The following is a 17094-nucleotide window of genomic DNA, read 5'->3' as shown; positions in this document are numbered from 1 at the left end:
CCCAATAACCGTGGATTATCTTCAGTTTTTTCAACACACAGAACGGCAGCGGGTGAGCGATGGTCAACTGACACCGTTGGTACCGTCTGGTTTGACTCGACCCCTTATGGTGCTGATCCTATCCCAACTCGGCGATTTTGACAGTCTTGAGTATGCTTGGTGGCTCCAAAAAGATGCTGATCTCTGTCGCCGGGTAGATTATGTCGCGGTGGGCATTGGCGATCGCCGTTCCGGTCAGAAATTTTGTGACTATACGGGTTTCCCTGCGGAGAAATTATTCATCGATCCTAAGGCAACGATTCATCAAGAACTGGGTCTATATCGCGGTCTAACCTGGAAAATTCCCGGACTCAACGCGGGCCAAAATGCTTGGGTGAATCTGATGTTGATGTGTGCTGGCATTGGTAGCCCAGGCACCCTCAAGGAAGTTTTGCGGGGTTATACAGGGGATAAAAAAGCACCCCAACTGTTTGCCGATGATGAAGTCGTTAAAGCGGCTCCTTTACCAGCCCTAAAAGGAGAATTTTTTGCGGCGGCTGGCGGAAAAGGGTTTCAGCGGCCCTTAGAATTGGCGACCCTCCGTTTGCGAAATATGGCCGAAGTCCTGGGGAATTGGTCTACCTACGTGCCCGATGCCCAGTACATGACCCAAAGAGGAGCGACATTTTTATTTGATGCCGATGGCACGTTGCAATATCAGCACTGCGACCAAAACATTTTAGGGTTTGCGGCAAATATGAGCCGGCCTTTGACCTTCCTGGAAAATCTTCCTGATGTGCAGCGGGTCGCGTAGGTGAATTATCAATTTCGCTTTGCCCCCTACCGCCGCCCCTTTAAAACGCCTCTGCAAACTCACCATGGTTTGTGGACGGTGCGGGAGGGCATTATTCTGTCGCTCCGGGATGAAATGGGACAGATTACCCAAGGGGAAATAGCGCCTTTGCCGTGGTTTGGGACAGAAACCCTTGAGGAGGCGATCGCCTTTTGTGCTGCCTTTGGAGGAAACATTACTGATGGGCAAATTGCAGCGATTCCCGATGCCCTGCCAGCCTGTCAATTTGGTTTTGAGACGGCCCAACTTAACCTTGCCAGTACCGAAAATTTAGCCCCTCTACACCCTATAAAATTCTGTCAGTTAATCCGGCGATCGCCCACCCTGTTCCAAGACCTACAAACTTTACTACAACAAGGATTTCGTACCTTTAAACTGAAAATTGCCCTGGATACACCCGCAACAGAAATCGCCCTCTGCCAGCAGATCCTGGAAACCTTGCCCGCCGATGGTCGGTTGCGCCTTGATGCCAATGGCGGTTTAACCCTAGAACAGGCGAAGCAATGGTTAAATTGGGGGGAAGCCCAGGCAAAACTCGAATTTATCGAGCAACCCCTAGCTCCCAAGTCTTTTTCGGATTTATTACAGCTAAACGTCGAATTTCAGACCCAAATCGCCCTGGATGAGTCCGTTTCCCAGATCGCTTCTTTAAAACATTGTTATGGCCAAGGGTGGCGCGGTGTCTTTGTGATCAAATTGGCGATCGCCGGCTTTCCGTCCCGTCTTCAAGATGTCTGTCAAACTAAAAAGCTAGATTTTGTACTTTCTACTGTTTTTGAAACGGCAGTCGGCCAACGGGCACTTTTAAATTTTTCTCAGGATTTTGTCCAGTCCCGACGAGCTTTGGGTATGGGCGGCACCCAGTGGTTTACTGATTGAGTGTTTCGAGAAACTGATCGACCGTGATAATGGGTACATTACGAAAAGGATTGAGGACGAGTAAATCCTGATCTCCTGTGACTAAACAGTTGGCATTTCCACTAACAGCTAACTCTAAAAATTTATTATCTTTAGGATCACGACAAGCAAAAAATTTTTCTGTCACCGCTATCATTTCCACCTTTGTGAGTAACAGCATTAAAAATGCCAAGCGTTTTTCCAAGGATAAATATTTGTCAAACTTTGGACGCTTTAAAACCTGACTGATCTCAGTATAAATTTCTTGGGACAGCAATAAAATTTCCTGCTGTATAATATGGTCAAAAACTGCTTGAGGCCTAGAACTACGGAACAACAAACCACTAATTAAAATGTTTGTATCAAGGACAATACGCCGTTTACTCATCCTCTAAAATTCCTTGGAGTATTGTTTCTGTCAAACCACTTGTCGCAATATCTTCACGAATCTCTTGTACCAATTCATCAAAGGAACGAGATTTTAAAATTTCCTTCACCATGACATTAAATAAAAATAAAGCCGCTTGTTGTTGTTGCTGGGTAGCTGTGCGGTAAGCTTGGGCCACTTCCGAGTCCACTTGAATCACAATATTTTCCATAATTCTTACAAGTTAAAGAAATTTCTTTCATCATATCCGAGTCAGTTTGGAATGGTTAGGTTAGGCGATCGCCTCTGGTTCGAGGTCAATCTGGTGGGCTTGGCAAAACTGATAAATCTCTTGTTTGGCTCGTTTTGCCCGTTCAACCTGAAGACGGTGTTTAAATAAACTGCCGATTGATATCTGCCAAAATATTTTCGGTGATGGTTTGTTTTGGCTGGAGTTGAGCAATAATTGTTGCTCCGAGACCTTTGTGCCAAGTCGTTTGCTGGGAAGATAGGAGCAAACCATGGAGGATATAGTTCGCAAAATGTTCACAGTTATGGAGAGCGATGTTGTAGCGGGCTGTCTCGACAAACTGTTGCACTCGCGTTACCTGCGTTTGGGTGATTTTGACTTGGCCCCGCAACTCGATGCCCTTTGGCCCCCACCCCAGGGAATTAGATAAACCCGGTGTTTCACTGAGAAAGTAGTGATCGGCTAAGCCCCCAAGAACGGCAATACTTTCTTTGAACACGGACAATTGATTTTCAGGCACCAATTCAAAATAGTCCACTAAGATTAAGGCCTGGTTGAGTTGGCCCAACAATCGTTCCATTGCCCGTTGAATCGCTAAATCTGGATTAGGGGCGATCGCCTTTTCCCAGAAGCCCTCACAGGTTACGGTCGCCTGGGTCAAGTTGTTAATAATTGACTTGGCTTGAATCTCCATGGTCATCTACTTGATTTTCGGTCTTCAATCATCCTGACGGCGATCGCGTTACAGTTCGTCACAAAAGCTCCCTTTTCGGTAATCCTTTCCATTACGCTGACAAATACTGTTCTTTGATCGACTCTGCTGCCCATGACTGCCCAAATTCCTGCCCACAAGAAAGCGAAAGGTTTACCCCGGGGAAGTGTCCGTCCGGCCAAGGCCCTGTGTAGTGACTGTGGTCTCTGTGACACCAATTTTATCCACTATGTTAAAGAAGCCTGTGCTTTTCTGAACCAGCAGTTTGACAAGCTCGAAACCAAAGTTCATGGCCGCAAGCGGGATCTAGACCAAGAGCAGGAAATGTATTTTGGCGTGCATCAAAAAATGGTCGCCGCCCGGAAAACGGAACCCATCGAAGGGGCGCAATGGACGGGGATTGTCAGTTCCCTCGCCTGCAAAATGCTTGAAGAGAAATTGGTAGAAGGCGTGGTCTGTGTGCAGAGTTCCCCTGATGATCGCTTTCAGCCGATGCCGATCATCGCCACTACCCCAGAGGAAATCCTCGCCGCCCGTGTCAACAAACCAACCCTGTCGCCCAATTTGACGATCCTAGAGCAGATTGAACAGGGGGGATTTAAGAAATTATTGGTGATCGGTGTGGGTTGCCAGATCCAAGCTTTGCGGGCAGTACAGGATAAATTGGGCCTCGAAAAGCTCTACGTTTTGGGTTTGCCCTGTGTGGATAATGTCACTCGCGCGGGTTTACAGAAATTCCTCGATACCACCAGTCGCTCCCCGGAAACAGTTGTCTACTACGAGTTCATGCAGGATTTTAAGGTGCATTTCAAGCATGAGGATGGTTCGACGGAAACAGTCCCCTTCTTTGGCTTAAAAACCAATCAACTGAAGGATGTGTTTGCACCGTCTTGCATGAGTTGCTTTGACTATACCAACGGTTTAGCGGATCTCGTAGTGGGTTATATGGGCGCTCCCTTCGGTTGGCAGTGGATGGTCGTGCGCAACGAAACAGGCCAGGAAATGTTTGATCTCGTCGCCGATCAAATTGAAACGCAGCCGGTTAGTTCTAAAGGCGATCGCCGCGCCGCTGTGCAAAATAGTATTCCTGCTTACGATAAGGGCGTTACTCTACCAATGTGGGCCGCGAAACTGATGGGAATTGTGATCGAAAAGATTGGCCCGAAGGGTTTAGAGTACGCAAAATTTTCCATTGATTCTCACTTTACGCGGAACTATCTCTATACCCGCCGCAATTACCCAGGCAAGCTGGAAGCCCATGTGCCAGAGTTTGCGAAAAAAATCGTCGCCCAGTACGAACTGCCTAAAGACTAGGGGCTATTTCCCCCTCCAGAAGCGGTACCAATTCATTCGGGAATTCTGTTACAGTGAGGGGGATGTTTGGTTTTATAAAGTTTTATGTCAGGTTGGCTAGAGCACAGCGTACAGGTAGAAGTTGACGCCCCCATCGATCTCGTTTGGGAACTCTGGTCAGATCTCGAACAAATGCCCCAGTGGATGAAATGGATTGATTCTGTCGCCATCCTCAAGGACGACCCAGATCTGTCCCGCTGGAAATTGGCCAGTGGTTCCTTTGAATTTACCTGGCTCTCTCGGATCACAAAGGTTGTTAAGCACCAAATTATTCAGTGGGAATCCGTTGATGGCCTGCCAAATCGGGGGGCGATCCGTTTCTATGACCGCCATGGCAAAACCATTGTTCGCCTCAGCATTGCCTATGATATCCCTGGTATTTTGGGACAGGTTATGGATAATCTCTTCTTAGGCCGGGTCGTGGAATCAACCATCCAAGCCGATCTCCACCGTTTTCGGGACTATGTTAAAAATCTCCAGGAACAATCGCCCACCTCTGTCTAGATCCCTGGGGTGTGTCATCAATTCAGCCAGATGTAGCTATGGGTTTTGCAAGAAAGTTGTGATTCGATCTGCAACTTGGTGCTGAGCGGCACAGGATTGGTAGGACATTAGCCGCGATCGCCCACCTGACTTCAAGCAGACATTGGTGCTACAAGGCCGCCCTCGGCGCACATTTCGGATTACGGTTACAGTGTCGATGTCGTTGATGGAGTAGATGAGGGACTGCTGCTGCCCTAAACTATTGCGACGAAGAATACTTAGCTGTGCTGCGGTGCGGTCTATTAAGCAGCCGTAGGAAATTTTTTCTAAAAAGCAATAAACTGCGACCACTATTGACAGTACTAGAAAAAAAAGACTTTCGCCCCCTCCTGCCATCAGTACTAATCCTAGGGAAAGTAACGCCGTAATGACAAATACAATTCCTAAGGTTGCTTGGGCCGTACATTCTTCTGGAAATTCGATATGTAGTTGGCGGGGAGTGCTTTTTAGGATGCGCATGGTGGATTTGTCATCTCACTAGGGCTTGGAGATTAGGATTCAATGACAAACCTTAGTTTTCTGTCCCTTTGGGTTCTTCCTGATGGATCACTTTCGCCCGATGCAAAAGGCGATCGCCTTGGCGGTAGCCCGCATTTTGAATCACCACCGCATCCCCTGGGCCGACATCACCGTGATTTTTTACTAATTGATGCTCTTGGGGGTCATAGTCCACAATTTCGCCGACGGTGCCGATGGGAGTCACGTCCCAGCTCGCGAGGAGTTGCTCAAAGGGCTGCGTGAGGGCCACCAGGGTTCTAGCGGGGAACTGGGCATTGTCTTGGGCGGCCTTGGCAGCGGCAGACCATTGCAACAGCCAAGCTTCGAGGATATCCAGGGCTTCCTGTTGCCAACGTTGCTCATTTTGCGCTTGTTGGCTGTCGAGTTGGCTTTCTAGGCGGGCATACTCGGCTTTGAGGGTTTCTTCCTGCTGGGCCTGGGCTTCGGCTTGGTCGGTTAACTGTTGTTGGAGGTGATCGATTTTGTCGGTATATTCCTGCTGCTGGGCTTGGAGATGGTGTTGGAGCTGCTCGATTTCCTCAGCGTGGTTAATGGCCTGGGCTTCTAGTTGGGCGCGGAGGCGATCGCCCTCTGCTTGAAGTGCTTCGAGTTCGGCGGGGTCAATCCCAGTTGCTTGGGTCGTTTTGGGGGTAAATTCTAACGGCTGAATCCCTGTGGGCAGAAACAGAGCGAGAAATTCATCCACCGATTGATCGAAATATTGAGCCAATTTCACCACGGCTTCGACGGGGATGCTATGAATGAGCCCAGCTTGCAGTCGGTAAATTTGCCGCGCTGCGACCCGCGAATAGGCCGCCAGTTGAATGACATCGCTCACATTGGCTTGGGCCATGAGGGTTTGGAGTTGGGCAGCGTGGGGATGGCTCATGGGGAGGGGCAGTTTCGTCTGTAGGGATACTCTGGCATTCTCACCCATGGCTGAGAAGGGATGCAGCCTTTTTTATTAAATCGTTAAAAAATCACGATTTTGGGGTGTTTGTCGGGGCATTTTCGCTGCGGGACGAAAAAATCTTGATATGCTGTTTCCTTGATGCTTGTCCTGTTGAGAAAAGCGATGAATCTTAAGCGCATTTGGGCGATCGCCAGTAATTGTTTTCGAGAAGTGATCCGCGATCGCATTTTGTATTTTTTGGGGTTTTATGGTCTGGTGTTTGCCCTGGCGGTACGAATCTTACCCGATGTGTCGGCGACGGCAGGGGCGAAGATCGTTGTGGATTTTGGCCTGGGGATGATCGGTATCTTGAGTGTGCTGGTGGCTGTTTTTGTCGGCACAGGCTTGGTCAACAAAGAAATTGAAAAACGCACAATCCTGGTGCTGATCCCCAAACCGATTAGCCGCGCTGAACTGATCGTCGGGAAGCATCTGGGGCTATCGGCGGTGGTGGCGGTGATGTTAGTTGCCATGGGAATTATTTATTTCGCGCTTTTGGCCTGGTCACAAAGTATGATGCCGCTGTTGTGGCAGGACTCAACGGTGCCGCTGGGGCCAATCTCCCTTTCCCTCGGTTATTTATTTATTGAGCTAATGCTGATCATTGCCGTGGCGATCGCCTTTGGGGTATTTACCAGTTCTCTGTTGGCGACCTTGTTCTCCTTTGGGATTTACCTGATGGGCCACTTCAGCACCGATTTAGTGAAATTAGGGGAATTGAGCCAAAATGCGGGCGTCCAATGGCTCACCGAAAATCTCTATAAAGTTCTGCCGGATTTATCGCGTCTCAATTTCCGTAATGAGGTGGTCTATGGGGTGGTTCCCGATGGCCAAACCCTACTACTCAGCGCGATTTATGGCCTTGTCTATGTAATTTTGCTCCAGGCGATCGCCATCTTTATTTTCAGTCGGCGGCAATTTTAATCAGGTTTGATTCCCCATTACGCCTGCTTCCCCGTTCAAGACTGTAAACGCCACCCTTTAATTTCCTTCTGGCGAGCCCGGGCGACAACAAGGCAATCATTATCCACATCCTTGGTGATTGTTGAGCCTGCCGCAATGGTCACATCTTCGCCGATGGTGATGGGCGCAACCAGGACGCTATTGGCTCCGGTTTTGCTGCGATCGCCAATCACTGTTTGATGCTTATTCACACCGTCATAGTTCGCTGTAATCGTCCCAGCGCCGATATTGACCTTTGCTCCTAGGGTGGCATCGCCGATATAGGAGAGGTGGGCCATGTTGGTATTGTTGCCGATGGTCGATTTTTTGACCTCCACGAAATTCCCGATCCGGCATTGCTCCCCAACCTTAGCCTGGCCACGAATGTGCGTATAGGGGCCAATTTGAGCATTTTCTCCCACCTGGCTATCACTCACCACGCTGTAGAGAATTGTTGTATTGGCTTCAATGACGCTATTTTCAATCAAGCTGCCCGGCCCTAGGCGGCAACCAGTCTTGATCAAACTATTGCCCCGCAGATGGGTTTGGGGTTCGATCATCACATCTGGTTCGAGCTGCACGGTGTCGTCAATGGTGACTGTATCGGGCTGGTGGATCATGACCCCGGCCTTCATCCATTTTTCCTTGATGCGGTCTTGCAAAATTTCGTAGGCTGCCGAAAGCTGAAAACGGTCATTAATACCGCTAATTTCCTGGAAATCCGCCACATCCATCGCCATCACTTTATCGCAATGGAGAATAACGTCCGTGAGGTAATATTCCTGTTGATCGTTGTTGGTGGTTAATTTGGGTAGCGCCTCGGCCAATACTTCCCACTTGAAACAGTAGACACCCGCATTGATCCGATTATTCTTGCGCTGGGCATCGTTGCAGTCGCGATGTTCGACAATTTGGGTGACTAGGTTGTCGCCATCGCAAAATACACGACCATAACCCGTGGGATTCGGCAGTTGGGCCGTTAATAGGGTTGCGTCATTATTATTTTTCTGGTGGGTACTCACGAGATCTGCGATGGTTTCAGGGCGCAGGAGAGGCACATCGCCGTTGAGAATTACGACATCGCCCACAAAATCTTTGAGAGGTTCGAGGAGCTGTTGGACAGCGTGACCGGTGCCGAGTTGTTCTGTTTGTTCAACAAATTCTAGGTGGGGCAAATGGGCCAGGGCTGTTTTTACCTCAGCCGCGCGGTAACCGACAATGGTGCAAATTCGTTCTGGTTTAATGAGGGCACAACTTTCAATCACTCGTTCCACGAGCGATCGCCCGCCGAGGGGATGAAGGACTTTCGGGAGATCCGACTTCATCCGTGTACCTTTGCCTGCTGCCAAAATTGCTACCGCTACCATTGCCTTTGCTGTGTTCGATTGACTGACATCGTTTCAGTGTGGAGTATATCGTATTGTTTGGGACTTCCGGCATCGGTGCCGGAGAAGATTCTTGTTTACACCCAAAAACCTGGGGGCTGAAGCGGTTACCGGATTAGTGCTAAATTTCTCAAACGTTCTTTTCCAGTGAATTTTTATGTTCCTCGCACCGACCCCAAGCTGCACTGCTCCCTACACCTCAATGCTGATCATCCCCACGGGGATCGGCGCGAAAATTGGTGGCTATGCGGGGGATGGGATTCCCATTGCACGGCTGATGGCCCAGGTGTGCGATCGCCTGATTACCCACCCCAACGTTTTAAACGGAGCACAACTGTTTTGGCCCATGGCAAATACGTTCTATGTAGAAGGCTATGGCCTCGATCAATTCGCTGCGGGGAACTGGGGGTTACGACCCGTGCGACAAAATAGAGTGGGATTACTCCTCGATCAAGGCATTGAAGCAGAATTAAAAACCCGTCACATCCAGGGAGCCGAAGCTTGCCGCGCGACCTTAGGTTTGCCGATCACGGATTATGTTGTGACGGATGCGCCCTTGAATGTCACCCTCAAAGTTTCGGAAACGGGGGTCAGTTGGGGGACGATTGAAAATGTGGGCAGTTTGCTGCGGGCGGCGGAAAAATTGATTACCCAAGCCAAAGTAGAGGCGATCGCCATTGTGGCTCGCTTTCCTGACGACGAAGATAGTGAGTTACTCGCCCAGTATCGCCAGGGATCTGGGGTCGATGCCCTCGCGGGTGCTGAGGCAGTGATTTCCCACCTGCTCGTGAAAAAATTTCAAATTCCCTGCGCCCATGCCCCAGCTTTATCGCCTTTACCCATTGAACCGGAACTTTCCCCAAAAGCCGCTGCCGAAGAATTGGGCTACACTTTTTTGCCCTGTATCTTGGCCGGGTTGAGCTACGCGCCCCAATTTGTCACCAAAGGCGATCGCCAAGCCGGAGAGATCTGGGCGGATCAGGTCGATAGCCTGGTGATCCCCGCCAGTGCCTGTGGCGGTAGTGCCGTTTTGAGCCTCGCCCAGACCCAAACATTGATCATTGCTGTAAACGAAAATGACACTGCATTAAGCATTTTTCCAGAATCCGTTGGGATTAAAGCCCGTCGGGTAGACTCATACTTGGAGGCAATTGGGATCATGGTCGCCCACCGTGCCGGCTTAGATTTTTCGAGTCTGCGACCCACTGTGCCCCCCCTCAATGCAATCTAGATCGATATTTATTGTGAATCAATCCAACCAACCGCCCTTAGAACCGTTATCCCGCCAACAGGTGCTCCTTCTTATGGGGATCACAGCGCTGTTGCTGTTCATTGTGGGAAATCTCTGGCGGTTAATCGGCAACGTAGAACTTTTGGCCTGGGAATTTTCGGGACTGGCTCTTATCCAGGGGGTGGCGATCGCCTTGGGGATCATTGTCGCCAGCAGTCTCCTCTACGCCGTCTGGGCAGAATACCGTCGCAGTGTCGATACTTACCTTGAATTTGTCCTCAAACCCCTGGCCGTGCCCGATGCCATTTGGTTGGGACTGTTGCCGGGGCTGAGTGAAGAATTTCTGTTTCGGGGAATTATGCTACCGGGCTTGGGCTTGGGATGGGGCGCCCTCTGTTTATCGAGCTTGATTTTTGGGGTACTCCACATCAGCGGCGCCCAGCAATGGTCCTATGCCGTTTGGGCGACGGTAATTGGGTTTATTCTCGGTTACAGTGCGATCGCCACCGGAAATTTACTCGTGCCCGTGATTGCCCATATCGTGACAAACTTCACCTCAAGCCTGATTTGGAAACTCCGCCACGAAGCACCCTAGCCTTGGGCGGCAAAAATTGAGCAAAAAAAATACAGGACTTACACCCGCCACGCCGTCTTACCTCAGCTTCTGACCTGGAAAATCCAGGGGGGAAGAACAGCTCTCAGCTTTCGTTTCCGAGTACAAGCTCGGTTTACTGCCGCGAGAACTTAATCGGCTTCCCAATTAGCTCAAGCATAGATCAACAAACAATATTGGTAGTCACCAACGCGGTAGGCTTGATCCTGTTAGAAGTCATCTTAAAGGATTTTTTTATCCTTATGCAACCGTACAAAGTTCGGCGATCGCCACCGGACTATCCACCTTGACAGAAAGGGTCAGGCGCTCTTTGGGATTGTTTTGTATCCGCTCAATGGTGAAGGCTTTCCCACCATAGATTTGAGTTAAGGCAGCACTGAGATCTGCTTTCACCGCCGCAAATCCTTCATCGGTATTTGGCCCGTTCAGGCGGTCATTGCTGATATAGAGAAATTCATTGCCCTTGAGGGTAATCTCTGTTTCTTGTTCAAGCAAGCTCCCAAATTTAGCCGCCGACTGGACTAAATCGGCGATCGCCTCGGTGTGGGGTTGATTTTCCACGCTACTCCAGCGCCGCTGGGCATATAGGCCATAACCCCCTTGGTGCTCCATCATGTAGTTGATTTCGTAGGTGACGAGCATAATCCCTGGGCCGTCGGGCACATGGCGGTAGTCCACCACATCAATTAAGGTGCCCCCAATTTTTTCATCCCGGATCCATCCCTGAAAAACGCCAATTAACGATGCCTCATCAAAACCAGCGGGCATTTGGGCCGGGAATTTTACACAAAAACGTTCAATATACACAAGCTTTCTTACTTTTCAGTGACGACTTAGACAATAATTGCTTCGAGCAACATTAAAGCAGATCAAGGCGGACATAAATGGGGTGAGCAACTTTGCCCACCCGATTTTCTCTGAGGAACCGAACGCAGCATTGTGCCGCTTAGTTGATGCCAAATCCTTGCTTCAGGAGCCATTGCTTAAAGCTCACTGGGCTGGTGATCCCTGCCTCGATCATCCGACCGTTGCACGCGTGGGCCGCTTCAATAAAGAGACGGGATTCTTCCACCAAGCGCTGGGACTGCTCAAGGCTGGCGGCTTTGTCTTTATGCTTCAGGGCGGAGAAAAAGAACTGGGCAAATTTCCCCTTCGCAAAGGGATCAAAGAACAGTTCCGTATCGTAGAAATACTTGCGGAACTCGGCACTCACCACTTCTGGATCATCGCTGATGTCGATGTTCTGGAATTTCAACAGGGCTTGGGCCGCACTGACCATGGCGGCGATCGCCTTATCCGCCGCCAGTTGAACATCCCCATTTTGCGGATTGTCAAGCAGCACCGTTGCATCAAAGTGGAGACTTTCTGCGTCGGCCATACTAAAGTCCGTGAGGGTGACCACTTCCCCAGCACATTCACCGACACCAATATCCCCAAGGGTAAATTCGCGGGTATCGGCCCAGTCAGAATAGAACGAAGGATCTTCTTCGTAGCTAGGCACTTCCGTGAAGGGCTGGAGTCGCTCTTTCATTTCCTTACGGCCAATGCGGTTGAAAAATTCTGTAAATTTCTCATTCTCCAGGCGTTCCTGCATGAAGGTATCAATGAGAAATTCCACCACATCGGGGATCCGCTTCGAGGGCAAAACCCCCATGGATTTGCCGTAGGTAGAGGCATTATTCGCCCATTCTCCACCTAGTACCAGGTTAAAGTGGGGCACCCGTCGCCGTTGCACCTGACGACTAGAACCATAGAAACCAATTTCTGCCACCATGTGTTGGGAGCAGGAGTTGAAACAGCCACTGATCTTGACGCGGATATCCTTGACCGCCTGGTCATACTGCCAACCCTTGAGGGCCATGCGACGCCGTAATTCCCCAGCTAAACCGCGAGAACTACCGATCCCCAATTTGCAGGTATCTGTACCCGGGCAAGCGGTAATGTCAATGATCGAATGGGCACCACCACTATGGAGGTTAATCGCCTTGAGATCCGCATAGAGGGCGGGAAGATCTGCTCCATGTACCCAACGGATCAAGATATTCTGCTCAACGGTTGTCCGTACTGTGTCATTGGTATATTTGCGGACGATATCAGCCAGACCTCGGAACTGAGGCGAGGTGGCATCTCCTAGGGGCAAAGAAACCGCAACCGTATAGAAGCCTGCTTGCCGTTGGGGATAGAGGTTTGTTGTTTTCCACTTGGTGAATTCTTCCCCATGGTCGAAGGTTTGATCCACAGCGACAGGAGCGGGTTTACCTTTTTCTGCGTAGGTTGTCAGGCGATCCACCCAGGCTGTCCAACCGGGATCAGCTTCGAGAGTCGCCCGTTCTTCGGTAACCAGACGTTTAAATTCTTCTAGGCCCAGTTTCTGCACGAGGAACTTGATCCGGGCTTTGTTGCGGTTTTTCTTTTCCCCAAGGCGGGCAAAGACGCGGAAGATGGCCTGGGAGAGGGGAAAAATTTCTTCAAGGGGCACAAAATCTTCAAAGAGCTTGGCGAGGAAAGGTACAGAACCTAAGCCGCCCCCGACATAAACCTTAAATCCTTTAACGATTTCACCATCAATTTCTTTGGTTTTAGCGATGAACCCAAGGTCATGCATGGAAGTCAAACCACAGGGATGATCTTCACAACCAGAAAAGGCGATCTTTAATTTACGGCCAAAATCCTGGATATCCCGGTGACCGAGGAAAAAGTCCGTTAGTTCTTGGGCATGGCCTGTGACGTCAAAGACTTCGTCATGGCAAACACCAGCGAGGGGACAAGCGGTAACGTTGCGTACGGAGTTACCACAGGCTTCCCGTACCGTAATGCCCACTGCCGCTAAGCGACGGTGCATATCCGGGACATTATCGAGGGAAATGAAGTGAAGTTGGATGTCCTGACGGGTAGTGATGTGGAGAATGTTGTCGGAGTATTCTTCGCAAATGTCAGCGAGAACATCCATTTGTTCGGCGGTCATCCCCCCATAGGGAATTTTGATCCGCTGCATGCCTGGGGCCTGCCATTTGGTATCGGGGCCTTTGGTGAGTTCTGTTTTGGGAAAAGGAATTGCTTTGGCTTTGACCCCATCATTCCGGAAGCCGTTATCGTAACGCTGACCGTAGGCGCCCCGACGAAGACGCAGTTCAGCAAACACTTTTTCGTCGAGTTTGTCCTGGCAGCGGAGGGCCATTTGGTTTTCAAAGGTGTCAATTTCTTCGGCCATCTGGGGCGGAATGCGATCGCCAAGGACCTCTTTCCAAGTTTTGGGAGTTGTCGTCGTGGTCATAGGGTGTTCTTCTTCTGTAGGAGCTAATTCGGATTGGCCTGGAATGGTTTAAGGGTCAGGCCCGCAATATCGATAAAAATTACTCGGATGTACTATGGTGACACAAAATTTCGGTGATCCGAGCAAGTCCGATAAAATCTGTAATTTTGTGGCAAGAAATCATAGGGGCGCAGATTGGGCATTTTGAAAGGGTTTAACGAGCCAGCGGACAAAGCGATAAATGTAGGTAAAGATCACAGGCACGACGATCAGGGTCAAAACGGTGGAGGTACTAAAGCCCCCAATCACGGCGATCGCCATCGGACTCCGGGTCGCACCGTCGGCTCCCAACTCTAAGGCAATGGGTAGCATCCCGGCAATGGTCGAGAGAGATGTCATACAGATGGGCCGTAACCGGGAGACCCCAGCTTCGACGAGGGATTTTTTCAGGGTTTTACCTTCCCGTAGGCCGGAGAGGGTAAAGTCCACCAGTAAGATTGCGTTTTTTGTCACCAGACCCATCAACAACACAATGCCAATCAGGGCAAATAAACCCAGTTCCTTTTGGGTAATCATCAGCCCCAACAAAGCCCCCCCAATGGAGAGAGGCAAAGCGGTTAGAATCCCAAAGGGATAGAGGAAGTTGTTGTAAAGCAGCACCAGAATTGCATAGATGCACAGGACAGCCGCCCCCAACGCCGTGAGGAAACGGCTAAAAATATCGCGCATAATTTCTGCGTCGCCCGCGGGTTCAATGGTCACGCCAGAAGGTAGGGGGCTCATCACCGGCAAGGCATTCACGGCAGCAAAGGCATCCCCTAGGGATGTTCCTTCTAGGTTGGCACCCACTTCTACTTGACGGAAGCGATTAAAGCGGTCAATCTGGGCCGAACCACTACCAAGCTTTAATTCAGCCACAGCAGCTAGGGGGACTAATTCACCGGTGTTACTCGGTACCTGGAGATTTTTCAGGGTTTCAATGTTGCTGCGTTGGGCAGGATCGAGTTGAACGCGGATCGGGATTTGGCGATCGCTTAAATTGAACTTGGGCAAATTAAAATCATTGTCGCCAATTAAGGCCAGGGAAGCGGTGCGGGAAATGGCCGCCACAGAAACACCAAGATCGGCAGCCCGTTGGGGATCAGGCTGAATGATCAGTTCGGGTTTAACCAAGCTTGCGCTCGACGAAATGTCCACTAACCCAGGTACACTGCCCATCTGTTGCTCTAGGGTCGTCGCTGTTTCTAATAGAAGCGGGGCATTTTCACTTTTGAGCACAATGGAGAGATCCTTAGAATTGCCTGTCCCGCCCGTACTTTGGAAGGAGACCCTTGCCCCCGGAATCGTTTGAAAATCACGCCGTAGGGTTTGTTCAAATTCTGCCTGGGAAACCCGTTCCGCTTGGGGCACAAGGTTAACGTAAATGGTGCCGCTGTTGACGTTGGTCGCCGTTGCCAAAACACTACTCACAGCGGGATTGGCCTGGAGGCGATCGCTCACTTCCGTCATCACTTGCTCGCTATCGGCCAGGGTGGCACCTGGGGGCAGATCAAAGGCGATCGTACTAATGCCCGTATCGCTACTGCTAAAAAGTCCTGTAGGAATAAAGGGGATCAGCTGGAGGCTACCGATAAAAAAGGCCAGGGCAATAAGGAGGGTTGTGAGACGATGGCGCAGCGCCCATCCAAGCAGATTCCGGTAAAAACCGGGTTGTTTCTGGCCATTAAAAGCCCCCAGTTTTGATTTTAATAGGTAGGCACTCAGCATCGGCGTCATGGTGGTGGCCACCAGGGTCGAGAACATCGTTGAGACGGCGACGGTGACCCCAAAGGGTTGGAAGAATTGCCCTGGCACGCCCCCCATAAACGCCACGGGCAGAAATACAGCCACAATGGTTGCGGTGGTTGCCACTACGGCGAGGCCAATTTCCCTGGCGCCATCGATGGCAGCCTGGAAAGGTCTTTTGCCCATTTGCAGGTGTTGGTCGATATTTTCAATCATGCAGATCGCATCATCGACTAAGTTACCGATCGCCAAGGCCAAGGCGAGGAGGGTCATCCCGTTCAGGGTATAGTCGAGGGCCTGCATCACAAAGAAAGTCGGCACAATGGAGAGGGGCAAGGCGGCAGCGGTAATTAAAGTGGCCCGCCAGTCCTTGAGGAAAAAGCCCACCGTAATCACCGTTAAAATACAGCCCGCCCACAGGGCCATAATGGTGCCGTCATAGGAGGCTTGAATCTCTGTGGCGCGGGTAAAAATCAAATCGAAACGGAGATCCTCTGGGAGGGTAGTTTGCAACTCGGCGATCGCCTTTCGGATCCCTTGATCAACGCCGACAACGGTACTCCCCGGACTCCGGAGTACGGAGAATGCCACCACTGGTTCATTGTTGAGGGTCGCCGCCACCCTGGGTTCCCGGAAGCTATCTTCCACGCGGCCCAGGTTTTCTAAGGACACTAGATCTCCGTTGGGTAACGTGATCGGGTATTGCTGCAATTCTTGAATGCTCTCTGCACTACCAAGAGTCCGGACATTTTGCTCATTGCCCCCCAGTTCGAGGCGGCCCCCCGGACGGTTGAGATTGAACTGAGCAATCTGGTTATTAACTTGGGTTGCAGTGATCCCCAAGCTCTGTAACAAATCAGGATCGAGATCGACGCGAATCTCCCGGTCAACACCGCCCAGCCGTTGAATTTCGGCCACCCCTTCTACATTGGTGAGTTCTCGGCCAATGCGACGATCAATGAGATCACTGAGTTCTTCGACGGTACGCTCCCCAGAGGAGAGGGCATAGGTCATCACGGCTCCCCCAGCAAAATCAAGCTTTTGGACAATGGGATCAGTGATGTCTTGGGGTAGAGATGAGCGAATTTGGGCGATCGCATTGCGCACATCATTGGTCGCCTGGTCGGTGTCGGTGCCCAACTCGAAATTCACGACCGTCTGGGAATTGCCATCGGTCACGGTGGAGGTGATTTGATCAATATTGGCGAGGCTCGCGACGGAATCTTCGATTTTTTTGGTAATTTCCGTTTCAATCTCTTCTGGGGCGGCCCCTGGCTGGCTAACGCTCACGGTCACGGCAGAAATATCGATGTTTGGCGTATTATCAATGCCAAGATTCAAAAACGAATAGATCCCCACGATGGTCATAATCATGAAGGCCACGAGGGTCGGCACTGGATTTTTGATGGACCAGGCAGAGAGGTGAAAGGACATACCAGGGGCAACTGTTGCGATTTGTTACAGCTTCTATTCTAGGCACA

16 protein-coding genes and 1 other RNA gene are annotated in these 17094 nt (G+C 50.5%); 7 read left to right on the top strand and 10 right to left on the bottom strand.

Going from position 1 to position 17094, the window contains the following annotated elements:
- Window positions 1-10 precede the first annotated feature (10 nt).
- The gene (locus AWQ23_RS13175; RefSeq protein ID WP_062436100.1) at window positions 11-793 is read left to right on the top strand and encodes a peroxiredoxin-like family protein; all 783 of its coding nucleotides are present in this window, start codon (window positions 11-13) and stop codon (window positions 791-793) included.
- Window positions 794-1711, top strand: coding sequence for an o-succinylbenzoate synthase (locus tag AWQ23_RS13170; RefSeq protein ID WP_062436098.1), 918 nt, complete (start codon window positions 794-796; stop codon window positions 1709-1711).
- Here the strand turns inward: AWQ23_RS13170 and AWQ23_RS13165 are convergent.
- The 3 genes from AWQ23_RS13165 to AWQ23_RS13155 all read right to left on the bottom strand — a co-directional run bounded on the left by AWQ23_RS13165 (window position 1701) and on the right by AWQ23_RS13155 (window position 3046).
- Window positions 1701-2117, bottom strand: a complete 417-nt coding sequence (locus tag AWQ23_RS13165; protein WP_062436096.1) for a putative toxin-antitoxin system toxin component, PIN family — start codon at window positions 2115-2117, stop codon at window positions 1701-1703. The two genes, AWQ23_RS13170 and AWQ23_RS13165, sit on opposite strands and share 11 nt — an antisense overlap.
- Window positions 2110-2328, bottom strand: a complete 219-nt coding sequence (locus tag AWQ23_RS13160; RefSeq protein WP_062436094.1) for a hypothetical protein — start codon at window positions 2326-2328, stop codon at window positions 2110-2112. Before AWQ23_RS13160 ends, AWQ23_RS13165 begins: the two co-directional genes overlap by 8 nt.
- Before the next feature lie 160 nt (window positions 2329-2488).
- On the bottom strand, window positions 2489-3046 hold the full coding sequence (locus AWQ23_RS13155) for a hypothetical protein (RefSeq protein WP_062436089.1): 558 nt from the start codon (window positions 3044-3046) through the stop codon (window positions 2489-2491).
- A 126-nt stretch (window positions 3047-3172) separates the two neighbouring features.
- On the opposite strand from AWQ23_RS13155, the gene AWQ23_RS13150 reads away from it, so the two are divergent.
- Window positions 3173-4372: a Coenzyme F420 hydrogenase/dehydrogenase, beta subunit C-terminal domain gene (locus AWQ23_RS13150; RefSeq protein WP_062436088.1), complete on the top strand. Its 1200-nt coding sequence runs from the start codon at window positions 3173-3175 to the stop codon at window positions 4370-4372.
- Window positions 4373-4456: 84 nt separating this feature from the next.
- Window positions 4457-4915 carry an SRPBCC family protein gene (locus AWQ23_RS13145; RefSeq protein WP_012308232.1) on the top strand — a complete coding sequence of 153 codons (459 nt, stop codon included), beginning with the start codon at window positions 4457-4459 and terminating at the stop codon, window positions 4913-4915.
- Window positions 4916-4951: 36 nt separating this feature from the next.
- Here the strand turns inward: AWQ23_RS13145 and AWQ23_RS16055 are convergent, their stop codons facing one another.
- Entirely contained in the window at window positions 4952-5413 is a 462-nt protein-coding gene (locus AWQ23_RS16055; RefSeq protein ID WP_157072232.1) for a hypothetical protein, read from the bottom strand.
- A 52-nt stretch (window positions 5414-5465) separates the two neighbouring features.
- Window positions 5466-6389 (bottom strand): nucleotide exchange factor GrpE, encoded by a 924-nt coding sequence (gene grpE, locus AWQ23_RS13140; RefSeq protein ID WP_062436086.1) that lies wholly within the window; start codon window positions 6387-6389, stop codon window positions 5466-5468.
- A 138-nt stretch (window positions 6390-6527) separates the two neighbouring features.
- Between grpE and AWQ23_RS13135 the strand changes: the two genes are divergently transcribed.
- Complete coding sequence (locus AWQ23_RS13135; protein WP_062436085.1) at window positions 6528-7328, top strand: ABC transporter permease; 801 nt, start codon at window positions 6528-6530, stop codon at window positions 7326-7328.
- 35 nt (window positions 7329-7363) lie between these two features.
- Here AWQ23_RS13135 and glmU read toward each other — a convergent pair whose 3' ends face one another.
- A complete protein-coding gene (glmU, locus tag AWQ23_RS13130; RefSeq protein ID WP_062436083.1) occupies window positions 7364-8713 on the bottom strand; it encodes a bifunctional UDP-N-acetylglucosamine diphosphorylase/glucosamine-1-phosphate N-acetyltransferase GlmU in 1350 nt (449 codons plus the stop codon).
- Between the two features lie 175 nt (window positions 8714-8888).
- Here glmU and AWQ23_RS13125 point away from each other — a divergent pair, with 175 nt between their 5' ends.
- A complete protein-coding gene (locus tag AWQ23_RS13125) occupies window positions 8889-9962 on the top strand; it encodes a DUF3326 domain-containing protein (protein ID WP_062436081.1) in 1074 nt (357 codons plus the stop codon).
- A 13-nt stretch (window positions 9963-9975) separates the two neighbouring features.
- Window positions 9976-10557 carry a CPBP family intramembrane glutamic endopeptidase gene (locus tag AWQ23_RS13120; RefSeq protein ID WP_030007426.1) on the top strand — a complete coding sequence of 194 codons (582 nt, stop codon included), beginning with the start codon at window positions 9976-9978 and terminating at the stop codon, window positions 10555-10557.
- A gap of 37 nt (window positions 10558-10594) precedes the next feature.
- On the opposite strand, the gene ssrS is transcribed toward AWQ23_RS13120, so the two are convergent.
- The 4 genes from ssrS to AWQ23_RS13100 form a co-directional block, all read right to left on the bottom strand.
- A non-coding RNA gene (ssrS, locus tag AWQ23_RS13115) (6S RNA) lies at window positions 10595-10779 on the bottom strand.
- Between the two features lie 36 nt (window positions 10780-10815).
- On the bottom strand, window positions 10816-11382 hold the full coding sequence (locus tag AWQ23_RS13110) for a hypothetical protein (protein WP_062436079.1): 567 nt from the start codon (window positions 11380-11382) through the stop codon (window positions 10816-10818).
- 139 nt (window positions 11383-11521) lie between these two features.
- Window positions 11522-13849 (bottom strand): nitrite/sulfite reductase, encoded by a 2328-nt coding sequence (locus AWQ23_RS13105; protein WP_062436077.1) that lies wholly within the window; start codon window positions 13847-13849, stop codon window positions 11522-11524.
- 159 nt (window positions 13850-14008) lie between these two features.
- Window positions 14009-17047, bottom strand: coding sequence for an efflux RND transporter permease subunit (locus AWQ23_RS13100; protein WP_062436075.1), 3039 nt, complete (start codon window positions 17045-17047; stop codon window positions 14009-14011).
- Window positions 17048-17094 lie beyond the last annotated feature (47 nt).

It is taken from the genome of Picosynechococcus sp. PCC 73109 (assembly GCF_001521855.1).
In the GTDB taxonomy this organism is placed as follows: Bacteria; Cyanobacteriota; Cyanobacteriia; order Cyanobacteriales; family MRBY01; genus MRBY01.
Note: the sequence above shows the minus strand (reverse complement) of the source record. Positions and strands in the feature narration are given on the sequence as shown.

What these genes read in the sequence shown, in the direction of transcription:
- AWQ23_RS13100 (WP_062436075.1), bottom strand. Translation starts at nt 17,047, where the DNA reads ATGTCCTTTCACCTCTCTGCCTGGTCCATCAAAAATCCAGTGCCGACC.
- AWQ23_RS16055 (WP_157072232.1), bottom strand. Translation starts at nt 5,413, where the DNA reads ATGCGCATCCTAAAAAGCACTCCCCGCCAACTACATATCGAATTTCCA.
- AWQ23_RS13150 (WP_062436088.1), top strand. Translation starts at nt 3,173, where the DNA reads ATGACTGCCCAAATTCCTGCCCACAAGAAAGCGAAAGGTTTACCCCGG.
- AWQ23_RS13160 (WP_062436094.1), bottom strand. Translation starts at nt 2,328, where the DNA reads ATGGAAAATATTGTGATTCAAGTGGACTCGGAAGTGGCCCAAGCTTAC.
- grpE (WP_062436086.1), bottom strand. Translation starts at nt 6,389, where the DNA reads ATGGGTGAGAATGCCAGAGTATCCCTACAGACGAAACTGCCCCTCCCC.
- AWQ23_RS13165 (WP_062436096.1), bottom strand. Translation starts at nt 2,117, where the DNA reads ATGAGTAAACGGCGTATTGTCCTTGATACAAACATTTTAATTAGTGGT.
- AWQ23_RS13155 (WP_062436089.1), bottom strand. Translation starts at nt 3,046, where the DNA reads ATGACCATGGAGATTCAAGCCAAGTCAATTATTAACAACTTGACCCAG.
- AWQ23_RS13145 (WP_012308232.1), top strand. Translation starts at nt 4,457, where the DNA reads ATGTCAGGTTGGCTAGAGCACAGCGTACAGGTAGAAGTTGACGCCCCC.
- AWQ23_RS13125 (WP_062436081.1), top strand. Translation starts at nt 8,889, where the DNA reads ATGTTCCTCGCACCGACCCCAAGCTGCACTGCTCCCTACACCTCAATG.
- AWQ23_RS13135 (WP_062436085.1), top strand. Translation starts at nt 6,528, where the DNA reads ATGAATCTTAAGCGCATTTGGGCGATCGCCAGTAATTGTTTTCGAGAA.
- glmU (WP_062436083.1), bottom strand. Translation starts at nt 8,713, where the DNA reads ATGGTAGCGGTAGCAATTTTGGCAGCAGGCAAAGGTACACGGATGAAG.
- AWQ23_RS13105 (WP_062436077.1), bottom strand. Translation starts at nt 13,849, where the DNA reads ATGACCACGACGACAACTCCCAAAACTTGGAAAGAGGTCCTTGGCGAT.